The following is a 19,495-nucleotide window of genomic DNA, read 5'->3' as shown; positions in this document are numbered from 1 at the left end:
GGACCCCGCCCGTAAGCCGTGGTCGAAGGTCCGAGGAGGCCCAAAGTGGATGCCGCAGTGCTCCGACAGGCACCGCTGTTCAGTCAGCTCGACGACGAGGCGGCCGACGCGCTGGCCGCGTCGATGACCGAGAACCGGCTGCGCCGCGGCCAGGTCCTGTTCCACGAGGGCGACTCCGGTGACCGGCTGTTCGTCGTGGTCGAGGGCAAGGTCAAGCTGGGCCGCACCTCCGCCGACGGCCGGGAGAACCTGATCGCCGTGCTCGGCCCGGGCCAGATGTTCGGCGAGCTGTCACTGTTCGACCCGGGTCCGCGCTCCGCGACCGTGACCGCGGTGACCGACGCCTCGATGATGTCGCTGACCCACGACGAGCTGCTGCGCTGGCTGGCCGGCCGCCCCGAGGTGGCTCGCGGCCTGCTGCTTCAGCTGGCCTCCCGGCTGCGCAAGGTCTCCGACGTGGTGGCCGACCTGGTGTTCTCCGACGTACCGGGCCGGGTCGCGAAGGCGCTGCTCGATCTGGCGAGCCGCTTCGGGCGGACCGCCGACGACGGCGTCCACGTGCACCACGACCTGACCCAGGAGGAGCTCGCCCAGCTGGTCGGCGCCTCCCGCGAGACCGTCAACAAGGCCCTCGCCGACTTCGCCTCCCGCGGCTGGGTCCGCCTCGAGCCGCGCTCCGTCGTACTCCTGGACGTCGACCGCCTCCAGCGACGGGCCCGCTAGGCGTTCAGGTAGTCCAGCTGGGCCCGTACTGAGCGTTCGGCGGCGGGCCAGAGGGAGCGGTCTACGTCGGAGTAGACGTGTTCGACGACCGCCTCCGGTGTGGTGTGGCCGGCCGCGACCGCCGCTCGGACCTGGTTGAGGCGTTCCTGGCGGTGGTCGATGTAGAAGCTGAGGACGTCGGTCGGGTCGTCGATGACGGGACCGTGGCCGGGGAGCAGGCGCTCGACGCCGGCGGCCGAGTTGGCGAAGGCCAGGAGGCGGTCCAGGGAGTCCAGGTAGGGGCCGAGGGCACCGTCCGGGTGGGCGACCACCGAGGTGCCGCGGCCGAGGACGGTGTCGCCGGTCAGCAGCGAGCCGTCCTGCGGGAGCCAGAAGCAGACCGAGTCCATCGTGTGGCCGGGTGTCGGGAGGACCTCGATGCGGAGACCGCCGACCGTGATCACGTCACCTTCACTCAGGCCGTGGGCGTGATCGGTGGGGAGCCGGAACGCCGGGTCCACCGCCCGGACCCCGCAGCCCGCCTGGTTCGCGAACCACGCAGCACCCTCCGAGTGATCGGGGTGCTTGTGCGTCAGCAGTACGACGGCCACCTTGCCGGCCGCCTCGAGCACAGCCCGCAGGTGGTCCTCCAGCATCGGGCCAGGATCCACGACCACCGACTCGTCCGCCTCTGGCGCCCGCAGGATCCACGTGTTGGTCCCGTCCAGCGTCATCACGCCCGGGTTGTCCGCACGCACCAGCGTCGCGAATTCGGTCATGTCGTCTCCAGGTAGGCCTGGTCGCCGTCGATGCGGATGGTCGGCATGACCGGGCGGATCTCGCGTTCGGCGGCGGCGGTGAGGATTTCCGCCACGTCGCCGTACGGCGTGAGGTCGCGGCAGCACACGTACGTCGGCGGCAGCATCAGCAGGTCGCCCGCCTCGACCGCGGCGACCGCGTCCGCCGGGCGCATCCAGGCGACCTGGTCGGACTCGCTGGTCACGTCGCGGGTGACCTGCCCGGCAGGCAGCGCGGCGACGAAGAAGCGGGTGTCGTAGCGCCGGGGCTCGAACTCCGGCGTGATCCAGTGCGCCCACGGACCCAGCAGGTCCGCGCGCAGGACCAGCCCGCGCCGGTGCAAGAAGTCCGCGAAACCGAGCTCCCGCGCCTCCAGTGCGACCCGGTCTGCCTCCCAGTCGTCGCCGGTCGTATCACCGACGACAGACGACGTGGACGGACCGGCCAGCAGCACCCCCGACTCCTCGAACGTCTCCCGTACGGCGGCAGCGACGTACGCCGACGCCGTCTGCTCGTCACACCCCAGCCGGTCGGCAAACCACCTCGGCGCCGGACCGGACCACGAGTCGGCCACGGTCGAGTCGGTCGCGTCCACCCGGCCGCCCGGAAAGACCGTCATCCCGGCTGCGAACGCCATCGTCCGCTGCCGCCGGAGGAGGTAGACCTCCGGTCCGGCGGCAGTGTCGCGGAGCAGGATCACCGTCGAGGCCGGACGCGGCTCGGCGGGCGTCCGGCCCTCGCGGGCGAACTCCAGCGCGGCCGACGCCATCCCGCCGGACAGCAACTCGGACTTCAGGTTGCGGACCATGCGGAGGTCAGGCGACCTCGACGATCAGCTCGACCTCGACCGGCGCGTCGAGCGGCAGCACCGGAACGCCGACCGCGCTCCGGGCGTGCTGGCCGGCCTCGCCGAACACCTGGCCGAACAGCTCCGAGGCGCCGTTGGCGACCTGCGGCTGCCCGGTGAAGTCGGACGTGGACGCGATGAACGCGACCGCCTTGACGACCCGCTTCACGTTCGCGAGGTCACCGATCTCGGCCTTGACCGCGGCCAGCGCGTTCAGCGCGCACTGCTGCGCGCACTCGCTCGCGACCTCGGCGGTGACGGCGTCGCCGACCTTGCCGGTGGCGATCAGGGTGCCCTCGCGCAGCGGCAGCTGGCCGGACGTGTAGACCAGGTTCCCGGTCCGTACGGCGGGGACGTAGGCGGCGACCGGCTTGGCCACCTCGGGCAGCTTCAGGCCGAGCTCGGCGAGCTTCTCCTCGGGGTGGCTCATTTGTCCTCGATCTCCCGCTTCAGGTAGGCGACCAGGGACTCCGGGTTCGGGCCCTGGACGACCTGGACCAGCTCCCAGCCGTCCTGGCCGAAGTTGTCCAGGATCTCCTTGGTCGAGTGGACCAGCAGCGGCGCGGTGAAGTACTCGAACTTCTTCATGACAGGGACTGTATCGATTCCTGCCCCGCCCCACCGCCCCGGTCAGGAACGGTGTGTTCTGGGCCACGCCCTACCCTGGACCGTATGGCGAGGCTGCACGTGGTCACCGGCAAAGGTGGCACCGGGAAGACGACTGTTGCGGCTGCCATGGCACTCTCCCTGGCCGACCAGGGCAAGCGCGTCCTGCTCGTCGAGGTCGAAGGCCGCCAGGGGATCGCTCAGCTGTTCGACGTACCGCCGCTGCCGTACGTCGAACGCCGGATCGCCCACGGTCCGGGCGGCGGCGACGTGTACGCGCTGGCCGTGGACGCCGAGGCCGCGCTGCTGGAGTACCTCGACATGTACTACCACCTCGGCCGCGCCGGGAAAGCGCTCGACAAGGTGGGCGCGATCGACTTCGTCACCACGATCGCGCCGGGGCTGCGCGACGTACTGCTGACCGGCAAGGTCTACGAGGCGACCCGGCGGAAGTCGCACGGGCGGCTCGCGTACGACGCCGTCGTGCTGGACGCACCGCCGACCGGCCGGATCGCGCCGTTCCTGAACGTGAACCACGAGGTCGCCGACCTGGCCAAGGTCGGGCCGATCCGGAACCAGGCGGACGCGATCATGGGCATGCTGCGCTCGGACGTGACCCGGATCCACCTGGTCACGCTGCTCGAGGAGATGCCGGTCCAGGAGACGCTGGACGCGGTCGAGCAACTGGAGGCGCTCGACCTGCGGATCGGGTCGATCGTCGTGAACATGGTCCGCAACAGCCCGCTGGACGACGACGCGCTCGCCCTTGCGGTGAAGGAAGAACTGCCGGCTGCCGAGCTCAGCAAAGGCCTGCGCTCGGCCGGTGCGTCCTCCAGCAAGGCAATGGTCGCGACGCTGGCCGCGGAGGCGCACGACCATGCGGTCCGGGTCGGGCTGGAACGCGAGAACCGCGACCGGATCGATGCCCTGGGCAAGCAGGTCACCCAGTTGCCGCTGCTGCCCGAAGGAATCGACCAAGGCGCCCTGTTCGACCTGGCCGAGGAGTTGCGCGCGTGAGCACGTTGGATCTTGACGCGCTGATCGACGATCCCGGGACGCGCATCATCGTGACCTGCGGCGCGGGCGGGGTCGGCAAGACGACGACGGCTGCCGCCCTCGGTCTACGGGCCGCGGAGCGCGGGCGGAAGGTCGTCGTACTGACGATCGACCCGGCCCGGCGGCTGGCGCAGTCGCTCGGGCTGACCGAGCTCGACAACACCCCGCGCGCCGTCGCCCAGGTGAACGCCACGAACGGCGGCCGGCTGGACGCGATGATGCTGGACATGAAGCGGACCTTCGACGAGGTCGTGCTCGCTCACGCAACTCCGGAGAAGGCCGAGCAGATCCTGGCGAACCCGTTCTACCAAGCGCTGTCGTCGTCGTTCGCGGGGACGCAGGAGTACATGGCGATGGAGAAGCTCGGCCAGCTGCACAAGCAGGCCGTGCAATCGGGTGACTGGGACCTGATCGTGGTGGACACGCCGCCGTCGCGGTCCGCGCTGGACTTCCTGGACGCGCCGGAGCGGCTGGCTTCACTGCTGGAGGGCCGGTTCCTGCGGTTGCTGCTGGCGCCCGCTCGGGGGCCGTTCCGGTTGATGTCGGCGGGCGTCAACATGGCGATGTCGGTGCTGAACAAGGTGCTCGGCGCTCAGGTGCTGACCGACGTACAGACCTTCGTGGCTGCTTTCGACACGTTGTTCGGTGGCTTCCGGCAGCGGGCCGAGCAGACGGTGGCGCTGCTGCGGGAGCCGCACACGGCCTTCCTGGTGGTGGCCGCTCCGCAGAACGACGCGTTGCGGGAGGCGTCGTACTTCACCGAGCGGTTGCGTGAGGAGAGCATGCCGCTGGCCGGCGTCGTCCTGAACCGGGTGACGACCACGCATGCGCCGGATCTGTCGGCCGAGCGGGCACTGGCGGCCGCCGAGCGGCTCGAGGAGGCGGACAAGTCGCCGCTGACAGCCGCCGTACTGCGGTTGCACGCGGACAAGATGCAGCAGGTGGTCAGCGACCACAAGCAGGCGGACCGGTTCCGTCGCGGCCACCGCTCGATCCCGACCGTCGAGGTGCCCGCCCTGGCCGACGACATCCACGACCTGACCGGTCTACGCCAGATCGGCGACCTCCTGACCGCCTGACCGGCGTTTCACTCTGAGCGAACGCCCGTTCTCGCCGGGAATTACTTGCTTACACCCATGGTTGAGCCAGTCAGACTCAATCTTGAAAAGGGTGTGACAGCGTGACCGATACGTTGAATCTTCCTGTTCTGCCGCTGGACGACGCCGTGGTCCTGCCGGGAATGGTCGTGCCGGTCCGGCTGGCCGACACCGAGGCCCGGGCGGCCATCGACGCAGCGCAGGCTTCCGGCCAGGACCAGGTCCTGCTGGTGCCGCGGCTGGACGGGAGATATGCCAAGGCCGGGACGCTCGGTGAGATCGAGCAGATCGGCAGGCTGCCGGGCGGCGCCCAGGCGGCCGTGATCCGCGGGACCCAGCGGGTCCGCATCGGCGCCGGGACCGCCGGTCCTGGTGCCGCGCTCTGGGTCGGCGCGACGGTGATGCACGAGATCACCGACGCCCGTTCCCCTGAGCTGGCCCGCGAGTACAAGACCCTGACGACCTCTGTGCTGCAGCGGCGCGGCGCATACCAGGTCATCGACTCGATCAAGCAGGTGGACGACCCGGCGGAGCTGTCCGACCTGGCCGGCTACGCGTCGTACCTGACCAACGAGCAGAAGTCCTGGCTGGTGGAGAACGCGAACGTCTCCGAGCGGCTGGAGAAGCTGATCGGCTGGGTCAAGGACCACCTGGCCGAGCTCGAGGTCTCCGAGACGATCCAGAAGGACGTCCAGGAGGGCATGGAGAAGCAGCAGCGGGAGTTCCTGCTGCGCCAGCAGATGGCCGCGATCCGCAAGGAGCTGGCCGAGCTGGACGGCAAGGCCGAGTCCGAGGAAGAGGACTACCGGGCCCGCGTCGAGGCCGCCGACCTGCCCGAGCACGTGCACAAGGCTGCGCTCGCCGAGGTCGACAAGCTGGAGCGGACCGCCGAGCAGTCCCCCGAGGTCGGCTGGATCCGGACCTGGCTGGACACGGTGCTGGAGATGCCGTGGAACGACCGGACCGAGGACAGCTACGACATCCGGGAGGCCCGGGCCGTGCTGGACGCGGACCACGCCGGTCTGGACGACGTGAAGGAGCGCATCACCGAGTACCTCGCCGTACGGCGTCGCCGCGCGGACCGTGGTCTCGGAGTGGTCGGTGGCCGCCGCAGTGGCGCCGTACTGGCCCTGGTCGGTCCTCCTGGTGTGGGTAAGACCTCGCTGGGCGAGTCCGTGGCTCGTGCGATGGGACGGAAGTTCGTCCGGGTCGCGCTGGGCGGTGTCCGGGACGAGGCCGAGATCCGCGGTCACCGGCGGACGTACGTCGGCGCGCTGCCGGGCCGGATCGTCCGGGCCATCACCGAGGCCGGCTCGATGAACCCCGTCGTACTGCTGGACGAGATCGACAAGGTGGGTGCGGACTACCGGGGCGACCCGACGGCCGCGCTGCTGGAGGTCCTGGACCCCGCGCAGAACCACACCTTCCGGGACCACTACCTGGAGGTCGAGCTGGACCTGTCCGACGTGGTCTTCCTGGCCACGGCGAACGTGCTGGACTCCATCCCGGCGCCGCTGCTGGACCGGATGGAGCTGGTGCAGCTGGACGGGTACACCGAGGACGAGAAGGTCGTCATCGCCCGTGACCACCTGCTCCCGCGTCAGCTGGAGCGGGCAGGCCTGACGACGGACGAGGTGACCGTCGACGACTCGGCGCTGCGGCTGCTGGCCGGCGAGTACACGCGCGAGGCCGGCGTACGGCAGCTGGAGCGGTCGATCGCCCGCGTCCTGCGGAAGGTGACCGCAAAGCTTGCCCTGGGCGACGACCTGGGCTCGCTGACGATCGGCTCGGGTGACCTGAAGGGGTACCTGGGTTCCCCGAAGTTCACTCCGGAGTCGGCCGAGCGTACGGCGCTTCCCGGTGTGGCGACCGGGTTGGCGGTGACCGGTGCGGGTGGTGACGTGCTCTTCGTCGAGGCGTCGCTGGCCGACAAGGAGACCGGCCCGACCGGAGTCACGTTGACCGGACAGCTCGGTGACGTGATGAAGGAGTCGGCGCAGATCGCCCTGTCGTACCTGCGCTCGCACGGCGCGGAGCTGGGGCTCCCGGTCGGCGACCTGGCCGAGCGGAACGCTCACATCCACGTCCCGGCGGGCGCCGTACCGAAGGATGGACCGTCGGCGGGTGTCACGATGACGACCGCGCTCGCGTCGCTGCTGTCCGGGCGACCGGTTCGCTCGGAGGTCGCGATGACCGGTGAGGTGTCGCTTACTGGTCGGGTGCTCCCGATCGGTGGGGTGAAGCAGAAGCTGCTCGCCGCACACCGGGCCGGGCTGACCACGATCCTGATCCCGAAGCGGAACGAGCCGGACCTGGAGGACGTGCCGGAGTCGGTGCTGTCGGAGCTGACAGTGCACCCGGTCAGCGACGTCCGCGAGGTGCTCGACCTGGCGCTGGAACCGGCTGAGGTCGAGGCACACCAGTACGCCGCCTGATCGCCGTACGGCACGAGGGCCCGGGCATTGTTCCCGGGCCCTCATCCTTTCGGATGAACTTCGTGGGAACGCGCCGCAGAGCGTGACCGACGTCACACTCGCCGCGGTAATCCATCAGACCGATCCCGTAGTCTCTATGATCATGCGCGTCAGGGAGAAGGGCGACCGGGGAGTCGTCCAATCGGTGGTCCTGTTCCTCGGGGTGAGCGTGTTGTCGGGGGCGTTGGCCGCCGGTTTGGCCATCCCGTTCGCCGGTCTCGCCGGCTTCACCACCGAGAAGACCCACGACACGCTGCAGGACCTGCCGCAGCAGTTCGACGAGGTGCCGCTCAAGCAGAAGAGCACCATCCTGGCCGCCGACGGGTCGCCGATCGCCACCCTCGCCGAGCAGAACCGGGTGCCGGTCAAGCTCACCCAGGTCGCGCCGATCATGCAGAAGGCGATCGTCGCGATCGAGGACGACCGCTTCTACGTGCACGGCGCGCTGGACCTCAAGGGCACCTTGCGCGCGCTGATGCGGAACCAGTCCGAAGGTTCGGTGCAGCAGGGTGGATCGAGCATCACCCAGCAGTACGTGAAGATGAGCCTGGTCGAGAAGGCGAACACCCCCGAGGAGGTTGCGGCCGCGACGGCCGAGACCTACCAGCGCAAGGTCGCCGAGCTGCGGTACGCGATCGCGGTCGAGAAGCAGTACTCGAAGAACGAGATCCTCGAGAAGTACCTGAACCTGGCCAACTTCGGTGACGGCGCCTGGGGCATCGAGGCTGCCGCCCAGCACTACTTCCGGGTGCACGCGTCCCAGCTGACGCTGCCGCAGGCCGCGCTGCTGGCCGGCCTGGTGAAGAACCCGACCGGCTACGACCCGACCAACAACATGAAGCGCGCCCAGGACCGCCGCGACGTGGTCATCAAGCGGATGCTCGAGCTGAAGGTCATCTCGGTCGCCCAGGCCAACGCGGCCCTCAAGACCCCGGTCATCGACCCGGCCAAGGTCAGCTCGAACAAACTCGGCTGCGCGAACGGCAAGTTCCCGTTCTACTGCGAGTTCGTCGTCTCCGAGCTGGAGAAGAACCCGGCCTTCGGCAAGACCGTGGCGGACCGGTCGAACTTCCTGAAGACCGCGGGTCTGACCATCCGCACCTCGCTGGACCCGAAGATCCAGGCCGCCGCGCAGAAGTCGATCAACGAGCACTCCAAGTCGACCGACCAGGCCGTCGCGGCGATCACCATCGTCGAGCCAGGCACCGGCCTGGTGAAGGCGATGGTGCAGAGCAAGCCGTACGGCAACAAGAAGAACCAGACGTCGTACAACTTCAACACCGACAAGGCGTCCGGCGGGTACGGCGGCTTCCAGAACGGCTCGACGATGAAGGCCTTCACGATCGCCGCGGCGATCCAGAAGGGCTTCCCGCTGAACTACAAGATCAACTCGCCCAGCCCGATCAGCCTCGGCGGCAAGAAGTTCAGCACCTGCGACGGCACCACGATGGTCGACAGCTACAACCCGAAGAACTCGACCACCAACGTGCCGGAACCGACCATGATCCAGGCGGCGCAGAAGTCGACCAACACGTACTTCCTGCTGCTGTCCCAGCAGACCGGTCTCTGCCCGATCGCGAAGATCGCCCAGTCCCTCGGCCTGCACGACGCCCAGTCCGGCGCTCCGCTCAACCAGGTCATCTCCATGACCCTGGGCGTCGGCTACGTCACCCCGCTGCAGATGGCCGGCGCGTACGCCGCCTTCGCCGCGCGCGGCATGTACTGCAACCCGTGGGTGGTCACCGCGATCAAGGGCCCGACCGGCAAGGCGGTCAGCACTCCGGGCGCGGACTGCAAGCAGGCGCTGGCTCCTGAGGTGGCCGACGGCGTCAACGCTGTGCTGAAGGCAGTGATGGCGCCCGAGGGCACCGGAGGCCGACTGAGGTTCGGCAACAGCGACCTGGCCGGCAAGACCGGAACGATCACCGACAACGAGGCGGTCTGGTACGCCGGTTACTCGAGCAAACTGTCGGCGGCCTCGGTTGTCGCCGATGCCTCGCTGCCGTACAAGAACCTGATCGGCCAGACGCTCGACGGCAAGAAGATGACCGACGCGTCCGGATCCGGCACCGCCGGACCGCTCTGGATGACCGCGATGGAGTGGGCGCTGCAGGGGTACCCGACGACCAAGTTCGTCGCGCCGTCGGACAAGACCGTCCGCGGTGACGTGAAGGACCTCCCGTTCGTCAACGGCCTGAACCCCGAGGACGCCGCCAACAAGCTCCGCCAGGCGGGCTTCCAGGTCGAGATCGCGCCCGGCACCGTCAACTCGGAGGAGACCGCCGGCACCGTCGCCTACACGACCCCACGCCAGCGCGACGGTGCACCCGAGGGCTCGAAGGTGACCATCTACATCTCCAACGGCAGCAAGAAGAACCAGCCCACCGCGCCGACCACCACCCAGCCCCCGGCCACCACCAAACCCCCGAACAACCCACCCACAATCGACCCCAACTGCCCCCCATGGAACCCGAAATACCCCAACTGCGGCGGCAGATAGAACGAAGGGCCTCGTCCGACCCGGACGAGGCCCTTCGTCATGCGCGGTACAGGAGAAACGGCAGCAGTACGAGGACCAGTGCGGCCACAGAGTGCAGGGCCCTGGAGCTGCCTGCGGTGATGCGGCGACCGACAGCCCGGCTGATCACCAGAGCGCCGAGCAGCAAGGGCACCCCGACGAACAGCACGACCAGGATGCTCAGCTGCGTCTTGCCTTCGGCATCCGCGCCGAAGGGGACCCAGGGGGCGTCCAGGGCGCTTCCGACCACCTGCCGGACGAGCAATTCGCCGATCAGCAGAGGAAGGACGAGCGCGAGGCCGATGACCGCGATCGCCAGGTAGCCGCCGAGCTGCGTGCGGCGCTGTCGACCAGCGACCGGATCTCTGGTGCCGGCCGGGCCTGCCATGTCGGCGTCAGGCGCCGAGTTGGCGTTTGACCTCGGCGGAGACCACGGCGCCGTCGGCTTTGCCTTTGACTTTGGGTTGGAGGGCGCCCATGACCTTGCCGATGCCGCGGGGGCCGAGGTCGGCGGCGCCGGTGGCCGCGATGGTTTCGGTGACCAAGGCGACGATCTCCTCCTCGGTGAGCTGCTCGGGGAGGTACTCGGCGAGGATGTCCGCCTCGGCCTGCTCCTTGTCGGCGAGCTCGGCGCGTCCGGCCTCGCGGTAGGCGATCACGGACTCCCGGCGCTTCTTCGCCTCGGAGCCGAGGACGTCGACGATCTCGGCGTCGGTGAGCTCGCGGGCCTCCTTGCCGGCCACCTCCGCCTTGGTGACCGCGGTGAGCGCCATCCGCAGGGTGGACTTGCGGATCTCGTCACGCGCCTTGAGGGCGGCGGTCATGTCGTCGCGCAGCCGCTGCTTCATTCCGGAGTTGGACATGACCATGATTGTGGCAGGCTGGTGAAATGAGTTTGAGCGGGCTTGCCTCCACCACCCTCAAGGCCACGGCGGTCGTCGGCGCCGTCGGCGCCGCCTGCGTCGCGTACGCGGCCGGCATCGAGGTGCGCTGGTTCACGCTGCGCAGAGTGACGGTCCCGGTGCTCCCGGAAGGGACCGCGCCGCTGCGGGTCCTGCACCTGTCCGACCTGCACCTGATGCCGACCCAGGAGCGCAAGATCAACTGGGTCAACGACCTGGCCGCGCTCGAGCCCGACCTGATCGTCAACACCGGCGACAACCTGGCGCACGAACGGGCGGTCCGGCCGCTGCTTCGCGCGTACGGCGACCTGCTCGACCTGCCCGGTGTGTTCGTGTTCGGCTCCAACGACTACTGGAAGCCGCACTTCAAGAACCCGGGCAAGTACCTGCTGCCCGCGCACAAGCAGCGGCACAAGCCGCACGGCCCGGACCTGCCGTACGAGGAGATGCGCCGTGCCTTCACGGGCGCCGGCTGGACCGACCTGAACAACGCCAAGGCGACCCTCAAGGTGAACGGCCTGCGGCTGGACTTCGCCGGCACCGACGACCCGCACATCAGGCGCGACCGGTACGACGAGGTCGCGGGCGAGATCGATCCGTCGGCCGACCTCTCGATCGGCGTCACGCACGCGCCGTACCAGCGGGTCCTGAACGGTTTCGTCGGCGACGGCTACCCGCTGGTCCTGGCCGGCCACACCCACGGCGGCCAGCTGTCGGTGCCGCTGTACGGCGCTCTGGTGACCAACTGCGACCTGGACACCTCCCGGGTGAAGGGCCTGTCCACGTGGGGCCACAACGGCCGCCAGGCCGCTCTGCACGTCTCCGCCGGCCTCGGCACGTCGCCGTACGCGCCCGTCCGTTTCGCCTGCCGACCGGAGGCCACGCTGCTCACTCTGGTCCCCCGAATCAACCCGATTTCGTCCCAGCCCTAGGCGCATGTAAGCTGTCCGAGGCTTCGGGCTGTGGCGCAGCTTGGTAGCGCGCTTCGTTCGGGACGAAGAGGTCGCAGGTTCAAATCCTGTCAGCCCGACCAAGTGAGAGAGGTCCCTCGGTGAGGGACCTCTCTTGCGTTTCCCGCCTAGTCCTCCGCGGCTCAGGTCACCGGCCTGGGCTCGAGAGCACTCAGTTCTCCGTCTGCTCGGCGGTGGCTCGCGGCTCCGGACTCGTGACCTGCTCGGTCGACGGCGGCTTCGACTCGACCAGCTCCGGTTCGGGGGCGTACCGGGTCAGGTTCTCCCCGGTGGCCGGGTCGAAGACGTGGATCAGTTCGTTGTCGAACCACAGGTCCGTCACAGAGCCGTCCTTGATCTTGCTCTGGGCGCCCAGGACGACGACCAGCTGGGTGCGCATCTGCTCGCTGTCCAGCTCGCGCTGGAGCTCCTTCAGCTGCAGGGTGACATCCTTCGGCGCGTCGTAAGGGATGTAGGCATAGAGCTCGTTGCCGAGCCACTCGGTCACGTCCACGTTGGCTGTGAACGTTTCTCCGCGGGCCCGGGCCTCGGCATCCACGACCGCGGCGTCCTCGAAGTGCTGCGGGCGAATGCCGACGATGACCAGGTCGTGTCCGGCCGTCCCAGCGAGCCGGTCGCTGACGGCGATGTCACCGAACGGGGTGTCGATGGCGCCGTCGTTCACCCGGCCCGGGATGAAGTTCATCGGCGGCGACCCGATGAACCCGGCGACGAAGAGGTTCGCGGGAGAGTCGTACAGCTGGTGCGGGGTCCCGATCTGCTGCAGGACGCCCTTGCGCAGTACGGCGATCCGGTCCCCGAGCGTCATCGCCTCAGTCTGGTCGTGGGTGACGTACACGGTCGTGGTCCCGAGCCTGCGCTGCATCCGGGAGATCTCGGTCCGCATCTGGCCGCGCAGCTTCGCGTCCAGGTTCGACAGCGGCTCGTCGAACAGGAACGCGTCGGCCTTGCGGACGATCGCCCGGCCCATCGCGACCCGCTGCCGCTGGCCGCCGGACAGGTTGGCCGGCTTGCGCTTCAGGTTGTCGGTCAGCTCGAGCACCGCGGCGGCGTCCTCGACCCGTTCCGTCACCTCGGCGTCCGGCATGTTCTTCAGCCGGAGCGGGAACGCGATGTTCTCGAACACGTTCAGGTGCGGGTAGAGCGCGTAGTTCTGGAACACCATCGCCAGGTTCCGGTCCCGGGGCGCCTTCTCGTTGACCCGCTCGCCGTTGATCAGCATGTCCCCTTCGGTGATGTCCTCCAGGCCGACGATCATCCGCAGCAGCGTCGACTTACCGCAGCCGGACGGTCCGACCAGGATGATGAACTCCCCGTCGGCCACCTCGATGCTGATGTCGTCGACGGCCAGGAACCCGTCCGGGTACCGCTTGACGATGTTCTTCATACTGATGGTTGCCACAGTCGGACAGCTCCTTCCTGCGCGGGCACCGGGCGCTCAGCCCTTGACGGCGCCAGCAGTCAGACCGGCGACGATCCGGCGCTGGAACAGCAGCACCAGGATGACGACGGGGATGGTGACGACCACCGAGGCCGCCATGATCGCGGTGACCGGCGACTGGAACTGCGAGGCGCCGGTGAAGAACGACAACGCCGCCGGGACCGTCCGGGCCCGGTCGGTCGAGGTGAGCGAGATCGCGAGCAGGAACTCGTTCCAGCAGAAGAAGAACGTCAGGATCGTGGTGGTGAACACACCGGGCGCGGCCAGCGGCACGATGACCTTGCGGAACGCCTGCCAGGCGGTCGCCCCGTCCACCTGGGCGGCCTGCTCCATCTCCCACGGGATCTGCCGGAAGAACGCCGACATGGTCCAGATCGACAGCGGCAGCGCGAAGGTGAGATACGGGATGATCAGGCCGACCCAGGTGTCGTAGATGCCGAGGTTGCGCCACATGTTGAACAGCGGCCCGACCAGCGCTGCCTGCGGGAACATGGCGATCGCCAGCGCCATCGACAGCAGCAGCTTCTTGCCCGGGAACTCCAGCCGCGCGATCGCGTACGCCGCGAACATCGCGACGATGACCGACAGCAGGGTCGCGATCAACGCGACGCCGACCGAGTTGCGCAGCGCGCTGGTGAACAGGCTGTCGTTGAACACGGTGTCGTAGTTCGTCCAGACCCAATCCTCGGGAAAGAACGTCGGCGTCGCACTGCGGAACGTGGCCGGGTCCTTGAACGACAGCGACACCATCCACAGCATCGGGAACAGTGCCCAGACCAGGATGAGCAGGCCCCAGCCGGTCCACCAGTACTTCGCGTTCCGGTTCATCACTTGTCACCCCTCACCTGCGAGAGGTCGGTTCTGAAGCCCTTCACGAAGATGAACGCGATGATCACCACGGTGAAGAACAGCAGCACCGAGATGGCCGAGCCCACGCCGAGGTTCAGCAGCGTGACGTTCTGCCGGTAGGCCAGGAAGGACAACGTCTCTGTATCGTTCGCGCCGGCCGTCATGATGAACGGGTTGTCGAAGATCCGCCAGGCGTCCAGCGTGCGGAACAGCAGCGCGACCATGATGGCCGCCTTCATGTTCGGCAGCGTCACCTTCCAGAGCCGCTGCCACGCGGTGGCGCCGTCGACGGACGCCGCCTCCTGCAGGTCCCACGGCACCTGGACCAGCCCGGCGAGCAGCAGCAGCGAGATGAACGGCGTGGTCTTCCAGATCTCGGAGAAGATGATGACGAACAACGAGGACCAGCGCTCGCCGAACCAGTTGAAGTCACCGAGCCCGAACCACTGGTTGATGAACCCCGAGTCCAGCTGGAACGCGTACCGCCAGATGTACGCCGAGACCACGGTGATGATCCCGTACGGGAGCAGGATCCCGGTGCGCACCAGCGAGCGGCCGCGCAGGATCCGGTACATCACGAAGGCGAACGCGAAGCCGAGGACGAGTTCGACCGCGACGCTGACCGCGGTGATGATGAAGGTGGTCAGGAAGTCGGTCCACCAGACCGGGTCGGTCAGCACGGTCCCGTAGTTCGACAAGCCGACGAAATCGCGTCCCTCCGGGTCGGTCAGACGGTAGTTGTACAGCGACAGGACGACCGCGTACACCAGTGGATACGCGGTCACCACGATCATCACGATGAAGGCGGGCGCGGACAGCCACAACCCGAGCCGTCGTTCGTGCCGCGTGCGGTCCGACATCCGCGTCGGCACCGGCGCCTCCGACGGCGTCGTGGCCGGGAGCGTCGCCGTACCACGTTGTTCGTTGACGGTCATCGGCCCCTCCCTGGGACGATTCTCGGCTCAGCTCAGAGCAGCCGTTCTCCGCTCAGAACCTCGGCCATGAACGTCGAGGTCTCCTCCGGTGTCGTCGGAGAGTTGACGTCGGTGGACGGATGCCAGGTGATCTGGACCGAGGTGGACACGTCGTTGTAGTACGGCGTGATCGGCCGCGGACCCGCGTCGTTGATCGAGTCCCGGATCAGCGACCACATCGGGAACGCCTTACGGACCTGGGGATCGTCGTACGCCGCGGCCTTGGAGGCCGGGTTCCCCGCGTCGACCATGTACTGGATGCTGCTTTGCAGCGAGGTGAGGCACTTGACCAGTGCCAGCGCCTGGTCGGGGTACTTGGTGTAGTTGCCGATGGCCAGGTTGATCCCGCCGAGCGGCGGCTTGCTGGGCGTCCCCGCGACGACCCGCGGGTACCGGGCCCAGCCGATGTCGTCGACGACGGCCTGCGTGGTCGCGCCGGCCTTGATGTCGGCCTGGGCCGCGCCGTACACGTACGGCCAGTTGACCATGAACCCGCCGCGGTCGCTCTGGAAGGCCGAGCGCGCCTCTTCCTCGGTCGCCGTTGACATCGCCGGCGGTGCCGCGGGCGATCGGGCCAGGTTGCCGACGACCTCGGCCGCCGCGTCACCGGCCGGTGAGGCGATCTCCGGCGTCGCGTTCTTGCCCGCCTGCACGTTGCCGACGATCTCGCCGCCGGCCGAGACGACCAGGGCGTTGATCCAGACCATGTAGCCCTCGTACCGGTTGGCCTGAACGGCGATGACCTTCTGCTCGGCCTCGGCCGCCTTGATCATCTGGTCCCAGGTGAAGCCCGGCGCCGCCGGGTTGACTCCGGCAGCGGCGGCCGCCGACTTGCGGTACCAGAGCAGTTGGGTGTTCGCCCAGAACGGCGCCGCGACGAGCTGGTTGTTCCAGTACGCCGTCTTGATCGGTGCCTCCAGGACGCCGTCGGTGAACGTCGCCTCGTCCTGCTTGCTGAACGGCTTCAGGAATCCGGCGTTCGCGAACTCGGCCACGAACGGCGGGTCCAGGCTCATCAGGTCGATCGAGCTGTCCTTGGCGGCCAGCCGCCGGACCAGTTGCTCGCGCTGCTGGGACGCGTCGTTCGGCAGCGTCTGGATGTCGACCTGGTACGGGCCGCCCGCCGGCGCGCACTTCTCCGCGAGCCTCGCCTGTCCACCGTTGTCAGGGTTGATGTACCAGTTGAGCGTGGGCGTGCCGCTCTCCGACGCGCACGCGACAAGGAGCGGTAGGGCCAGTGCGGCCACGGCCACACAGCTCACGCTGCGCCGAAATCTTCTCGACATTCCGGTACGGCACATCCACCGACCAGCCATGACATCGCCCCCTTGAGCTGCCACGTGGTCACCTCCGATGATCCACCCGGTCGCTCACCTGCGCCAGACCCGCTCTCGTCACCCACCGTCCGCCTACGCTGGACGGCATGCAGCGGGTCGATCTGGGTGAAGTGGACTACGAGGTCGCGGCCAAGGAGATGCGTGGCTGGGTCGGGGAACGGGTGGAAGGGACAGCTGAGGACCGGCTGTTCCTGTTGAGTCACCCACCGGTGATCACCTACGGGCCGCGGACCGTGCTGGACGACCTTCCGGCGGAGGCGGCGGGGATTCCGGCGGTGGCGGTGGATCGGGGTGGGTTTGCGACGTACCACGGGCCGGGGCAGTTGGTTGGGTACCTGGTGATCGATCTGAAGCGCCGTGGGCCGGTGGACATCGTGCGCTGGGTGGAGAACGGGCTGATCGAGGCACTCGGGTCGCTGGGGTTTCCCTTGGTACGGCGGGACACGCCGAAGGGGGCGAGCAGCCTGGTCGGGGTGTGGACCGAGGACCACCGGAAGTTGTGCTCGATCGGGATGCGGATCCGGCGTGGGGTGACCAGTCACGGATTCTCGGTGAACGTCGACCCGGACATGACGGTGTTTCACACGTTCACGAGTTGCGGCCTGCACGATGTCACGATGGTCTCGCTGGCCGAGCTCGCCGCCGAGCGCGGAGTGCCGACGCCCACGGACGCCGCCGTACGGGACGCGATCGCCCACTCCCTCGGCGCAGTCTGATCCCGATAGCCTGCCGCAATGAGCCAGGAGGACGACGGCAGGATGCCGGAGGATCTGGAGGCCGTGCTGGAGGCCGCTGAGGAGGATGAGGCGGACGAAGGGCGGTACGACGCTCCGCCGCTGCCACCGACCCTGATCCTCGCCGTGGTCGGGCTGCTGTGCGGGTTCGCGACCATCGCGCTCGTGTGGGTGAGTGAGCGCAGCTGCGAGCGGATCCGCGACACCACGAACTGCGGCGCGCTCGGCCTCCCGCTGCTCGTGCTGATCGTGGCGGTCACCATGGTGCTCGGCGGGCTCGCGTTGAGCCGGCTCGCGATGCCCAACCCGCGCGTGGTGGCGTTCCTCGGTGTCGCCTTCATGCTGATCGTCGTACTGGCGTTCCTGACCGAGAACTTGTCGTCACCGTGGACACTGGCCGTCGTCCCGGTGCTCACCGCGATCACCTTCCTGGTCGCCAACCTCGTCGCCCGACTCCTGGAGCGTGCCGATGCCTGACCTGCCCGTCTACGACTGCCCGCGTACCCCGGTCGCCCCCACCCTGGACGGGACCCTGACCGACCCGGCGTGGAACATCGCGCCGTGGACGACCCCGTTCGTCGACATCGCCGGCGACGGCCCGGTCCCGCAGTACCGGACCCGGGCGAAGCTGATGTACGACGACCAGTACCTCTACGTCGGCGGTCTGCTCGAGGAACCGCATGTGTGGTCCACGATGGCCGAGAAGAACACCAAGCTGTTCGAGGAGAACAACTTCGAGCTGTTCCTGGACCCGGACGGCGACGGGCTGAACTACTACGAGTTCGAGATCAACCCGCTCGGCACGATCTGGGAGCTGACCCTGCCGAAGCCGTACGTCGACGGCGGCGTACCGGTGGACCCGACCAACCTGCCCGGGCTGCGGACCGCGATCCACATCGACGGCACGCTGAACGACCCGTCCGACACCGACACCGGCTGGTCGGTGGAGCTCGCCGTACCGTGGGCCGACCTGGCCACGTACAACGAGGGCCGGGCGACCCCACCGAACCCGGGTGACGAGTGGCGGATGAACCTGATGCGCTGCCAGTGGCCGCATGAGGTGGTCGACGGCGCGTACGTGAAGGGCGACGACCTGAGCTTCTGGGTCTGGTCACCGCAGTACGTGGTCGACATGCACCGTCCGGACCGCTGGGGCATCCTCCGGTTCTGACCCCGTGACAGGGCGTGAACAGGTCAGGGGGACAATGAGGTACGTGGACCTAGGGGGTGACCGGTACGGCGACGAGGTCGTGAGCGCGATCGAGCGTGCCTGTGAGAGCGACCCCCGTACCGCGCTGCGGCTTGTCGCCGAGTACTCGAGTCACTGGTGGTCCCAAGGCCTGCAGGACGAGGCAGCCGCCGCCGCAGAGCGAGTGCTGAGCATCCTGGGCCGGAGCGTGCCTGTCGGACTGGACGAGGAGTACCTGCTCGCCGTACTCCACGGAGCCGGCTCTGCCGAGCAGGAGCAGCTGGAGTTGGCCCAGCAGATCGTGCAGGCGACGACTGGCCCCTTTCGGTACTCCGTCACCGTGCTGCTCTGGTCGCTGGTATTCGGACCGTTCGAGTCCACCGCGGCCGTCGAAGAGGTCCTGGCGCGCAACGAGGGCGGTGACGCCTGGACCAGGGCAGCAGTCGAGCTGTGCCGCGGTTATCCGGGGCTGACGTCCGCCACTCCAGGCGACGCCGCTCAGGCGCTCCGTACGGCGCTGGGACGCTTCCGGATGCTCGACGACCGCTGGGGGATGTTCTTGGCGCTGACGGCGCTCAGAGAGATCGTGGACGACCCTGTCGACGTCATCAGCGAGGCTCTGGAGCTGGCCGAGAAGCTCCGGGCGGACGACGAGTCCGGACTGCTCCTGTGCCAGCGCGGCGAGCTCTACCGCCGGCACGGCGACCTGGACGCGGCAGGCGAGGACTTCAGCTGGGCGCTGGCGTTGGCTGAGCACGCCGAGCTGCCGGAAACCGCTGCCGCCGCCCACATCGGCCTGGCCCGGGTCGCCCGCGGCTGTGGTGACCTCCTGACCGCCAGAGAACACCTGGCCGTCGTGCTGTCCCGCGACTCCGACGATCTGGAAGACGCCCGCTACGAGGCGATGCACGAGCTGAACCTGCTGATCAACTCCGAGGCGTCCGCGTAGCACCAGGCCACACACGCCTGTGGTACGGCGACACACCTGTGGCAGCGACCA

20 protein-coding genes and 1 tRNA gene are annotated in these 19,495 nt (G+C 68.5%); 11 read left to right on the top strand and 10 right to left on the bottom strand.

The features are described from left to right. Nucleotides 1-45 precede the first annotated feature (45 nt). Nucleotides 46-723 (top strand): Crp/Fnr family transcriptional regulator, encoded by a 678-nt coding sequence (locus ACIBL3_RS05780; protein WP_360537801.1) that lies wholly within the window; start codon nt 46-48, stop codon nt 721-723. On the opposite strand, the gene ACIBL3_RS05775 is transcribed toward ACIBL3_RS05780, so the two are convergent. Genes ACIBL3_RS05775 through ACIBL3_RS05760 form a run of 4 tightly spaced genes read right to left on the bottom strand, consistent with a single transcriptional unit; the run spans nt 720 to nt 2,935 of the window. Continuing rightward, nucleotides 720-1,481, bottom strand: a complete 762-nt coding sequence (locus tag ACIBL3_RS05775; RefSeq protein WP_396352001.1) for an MBL fold metallo-hydrolase — start codon at nt 1,479-1,481, stop codon at nt 720-722. The two genes, ACIBL3_RS05780 and ACIBL3_RS05775, sit on opposite strands and share 4 nt — an antisense overlap. After that, nucleotides 1,478-2,308 carry an NUDIX hydrolase gene (locus ACIBL3_RS05770; RefSeq protein ID WP_396352000.1) on the bottom strand — a complete coding sequence of 277 codons (831 nt, stop codon included), beginning with the start codon at nt 2,306-2,308 and terminating at the stop codon, nt 1,478-1,480. The genes ACIBL3_RS05775 and ACIBL3_RS05770 overlap by 4 nt, the downstream gene beginning before the upstream one ends. 7 nt (nt 2,309-2,315) lie before the next feature. After that, nucleotides 2,316-2,777, bottom strand: a complete 462-nt coding sequence (locus ACIBL3_RS05765) for a RidA family protein (protein ID WP_396351999.1) — start codon at nt 2,775-2,777, stop codon at nt 2,316-2,318. Next, complete coding sequence (locus tag ACIBL3_RS05760; protein WP_170284624.1) at nt 2,774-2,935, bottom strand: hypothetical protein; 162 nt, start codon at nt 2,933-2,935, stop codon at nt 2,774-2,776. The genes ACIBL3_RS05765 and ACIBL3_RS05760 overlap by 4 nt, the downstream gene beginning before the upstream one ends. Before the next feature lie 84 nt (nt 2,936-3,019). Here ACIBL3_RS05760 and ACIBL3_RS05755 point away from each other — a divergent pair, with 84 nt between their 5' ends. The 4 genes from ACIBL3_RS05755 to ACIBL3_RS05740 all read left to right on the top strand — a co-directional run bounded on the left by ACIBL3_RS05755 (nt 3,020) and on the right by ACIBL3_RS05740 (nt 10,080). Continuing rightward, the gene (locus ACIBL3_RS05755) at nt 3,020-3,970 is read left to right on the top strand and encodes an ArsA-related P-loop ATPase (RefSeq protein WP_396351998.1); all 951 of its coding nucleotides are present in this window, start codon (nt 3,020-3,022) and stop codon (nt 3,968-3,970) included. Then, nucleotides 3,967-5,088, top strand: coding sequence for an ArsA family ATPase (locus tag ACIBL3_RS05750; RefSeq protein WP_396351997.1), 1,122 nt, complete (start codon nt 3,967-3,969; stop codon nt 5,086-5,088). Before ACIBL3_RS05755 ends, ACIBL3_RS05750 begins: the two co-directional genes overlap by 4 nt. A gap of 101 nt (nt 5,089-5,189) precedes the next feature. Then, nucleotides 5,190-7,541 carry an endopeptidase La gene (gene lon, locus ACIBL3_RS05745; protein WP_396351996.1) on the top strand — a complete coding sequence of 784 codons (2,352 nt, stop codon included), beginning with the start codon at nt 5,190-5,192 and terminating at the stop codon, nt 7,539-7,541. Between the two features lie 142 nt (nt 7,542-7,683). Next, nucleotides 7,684-10,080 (top strand): penicillin-binding protein, encoded by a 2,397-nt coding sequence (locus ACIBL3_RS05740; RefSeq protein WP_396351995.1) that lies wholly within the window; start codon nt 7,684-7,686, stop codon nt 10,078-10,080. A 37-nt stretch (nt 10,081-10,117) separates the two neighbouring features. Here the strand turns inward: ACIBL3_RS05740 and ACIBL3_RS05735 are convergent, their stop codons facing one another. Together ACIBL3_RS05735 and ACIBL3_RS05730 are read right to left on the bottom strand one after the other, a co-directional pair. After that, complete coding sequence (locus tag ACIBL3_RS05735; RefSeq protein ID WP_396351994.1) at nt 10,118-10,486, bottom strand: hypothetical protein; 369 nt, start codon at nt 10,484-10,486, stop codon at nt 10,118-10,120. Between the two features lie 7 nt (nt 10,487-10,493). After that, nucleotides 10,494-10,961 (bottom strand): GatB/YqeY domain-containing protein, encoded by a 468-nt coding sequence (locus ACIBL3_RS05730; RefSeq protein ID WP_396351992.1) that lies wholly within the window; start codon nt 10,959-10,961, stop codon nt 10,494-10,496. Nucleotides 10,962-10,987: 26 nt separating this feature from the next. On the opposite strand from ACIBL3_RS05730, the gene ACIBL3_RS05725 reads away from it, so the two are divergent. Both ACIBL3_RS05725 and ACIBL3_RS05720 read left to right on the top strand, forming a co-directional pair. Beyond that, nucleotides 10,988-11,932 (top strand): metallophosphoesterase, encoded by a 945-nt coding sequence (locus tag ACIBL3_RS05725; protein WP_396351991.1) that lies wholly within the window; start codon nt 10,988-10,990, stop codon nt 11,930-11,932. A 24-nt stretch (nt 11,933-11,956) separates the two neighbouring features. Then, nucleotides 11,957-12,033: transfer RNA gene (locus ACIBL3_RS05720), tRNA-Pro, on the top strand. Between the two features lie 89 nt (nt 12,034-12,122). On the opposite strand, the gene ACIBL3_RS05715 is transcribed toward ACIBL3_RS05720, so the two are convergent. The 4 genes from ACIBL3_RS05715 to ACIBL3_RS05700 are packed head-to-tail and all read right to left on the bottom strand — an operon-like array spanning nt 12,123 to nt 16,488. Then, nucleotides 12,123-13,373: an ABC transporter ATP-binding protein gene (locus ACIBL3_RS05715; RefSeq protein WP_396351990.1), complete on the bottom strand. Its 1,251-nt coding sequence runs from the start codon at nt 13,371-13,373 to the stop codon at nt 12,123-12,125. A 36-nt stretch (nt 13,374-13,409) separates the two neighbouring features. Then, nucleotides 13,410-14,240 carry a carbohydrate ABC transporter permease gene (locus tag ACIBL3_RS05710; RefSeq protein WP_396351989.1) on the bottom strand — a complete coding sequence of 277 codons (831 nt, stop codon included), beginning with the start codon at nt 14,238-14,240 and terminating at the stop codon, nt 13,410-13,412. Then, nucleotides 14,240-15,196: a carbohydrate ABC transporter permease gene (locus ACIBL3_RS05705; protein WP_396351988.1), complete on the bottom strand. Its 957-nt coding sequence runs from the start codon at nt 15,194-15,196 to the stop codon at nt 14,240-14,242. The genes ACIBL3_RS05710 and ACIBL3_RS05705 overlap by 1 nt, the downstream gene beginning before the upstream one ends. 32 nt (nt 15,197-15,228) lie before the next feature. Then, on the bottom strand, nt 15,229-16,488 hold the full coding sequence (locus ACIBL3_RS05700) for an extracellular solute-binding protein (protein WP_396351987.1): 1,260 nt from the start codon (nt 16,486-16,488) through the stop codon (nt 15,229-15,231). 170 nt (nt 16,489-16,658) lie between these two features. Here ACIBL3_RS05700 and lipB point away from each other — a divergent pair, with 170 nt between their 5' ends. From lipB to ACIBL3_RS05680, 4 genes are read left to right on the top strand one after another with little or no spacing between them, the layout of a single operon-like run. Then, the gene (lipB, locus tag ACIBL3_RS05695) at nt 16,659-17,288 is read left to right on the top strand and encodes a lipoyl(octanoyl) transferase LipB (protein WP_396351986.1); all 630 of its coding nucleotides are present in this window, start codon (nt 16,659-16,661) and stop codon (nt 17,286-17,288) included. Nucleotides 17,289-17,306: 18 nt separating this feature from the next. Next, nucleotides 17,307-17,783 carry a hypothetical protein gene (locus tag ACIBL3_RS05690; RefSeq protein WP_396351985.1) on the top strand — a complete coding sequence of 159 codons (477 nt, stop codon included), beginning with the start codon at nt 17,307-17,309 and terminating at the stop codon, nt 17,781-17,783. Further along, nucleotides 17,776-18,477 carry a carbohydrate-binding family 9-like protein gene (locus ACIBL3_RS05685; protein WP_396351984.1) on the top strand — a complete coding sequence of 234 codons (702 nt, stop codon included), beginning with the start codon at nt 17,776-17,778 and terminating at the stop codon, nt 18,475-18,477. Before ACIBL3_RS05690 ends, ACIBL3_RS05685 begins: the two co-directional genes overlap by 8 nt. Nucleotides 18,478-18,520: 43 nt before the next feature. Further along, nucleotides 18,521-19,444 (top strand): tetratricopeptide repeat protein, encoded by a 924-nt coding sequence (locus tag ACIBL3_RS05680; protein WP_396351983.1) that lies wholly within the window; start codon nt 18,521-18,523, stop codon nt 19,442-19,444. Nucleotides 19,445-19,495: the final 51 nt, after the last annotated feature.

This window comes from Kribbella sp. NPDC050124 (genome assembly GCF_044460355.1).
Classification (GTDB): Bacteria; Actinomycetota; Actinomycetes; order Propionibacteriales; family Kribbellaceae; genus Kribbella.
This window is presented reverse-complemented; position numbering and strand designations above follow the sequence as displayed.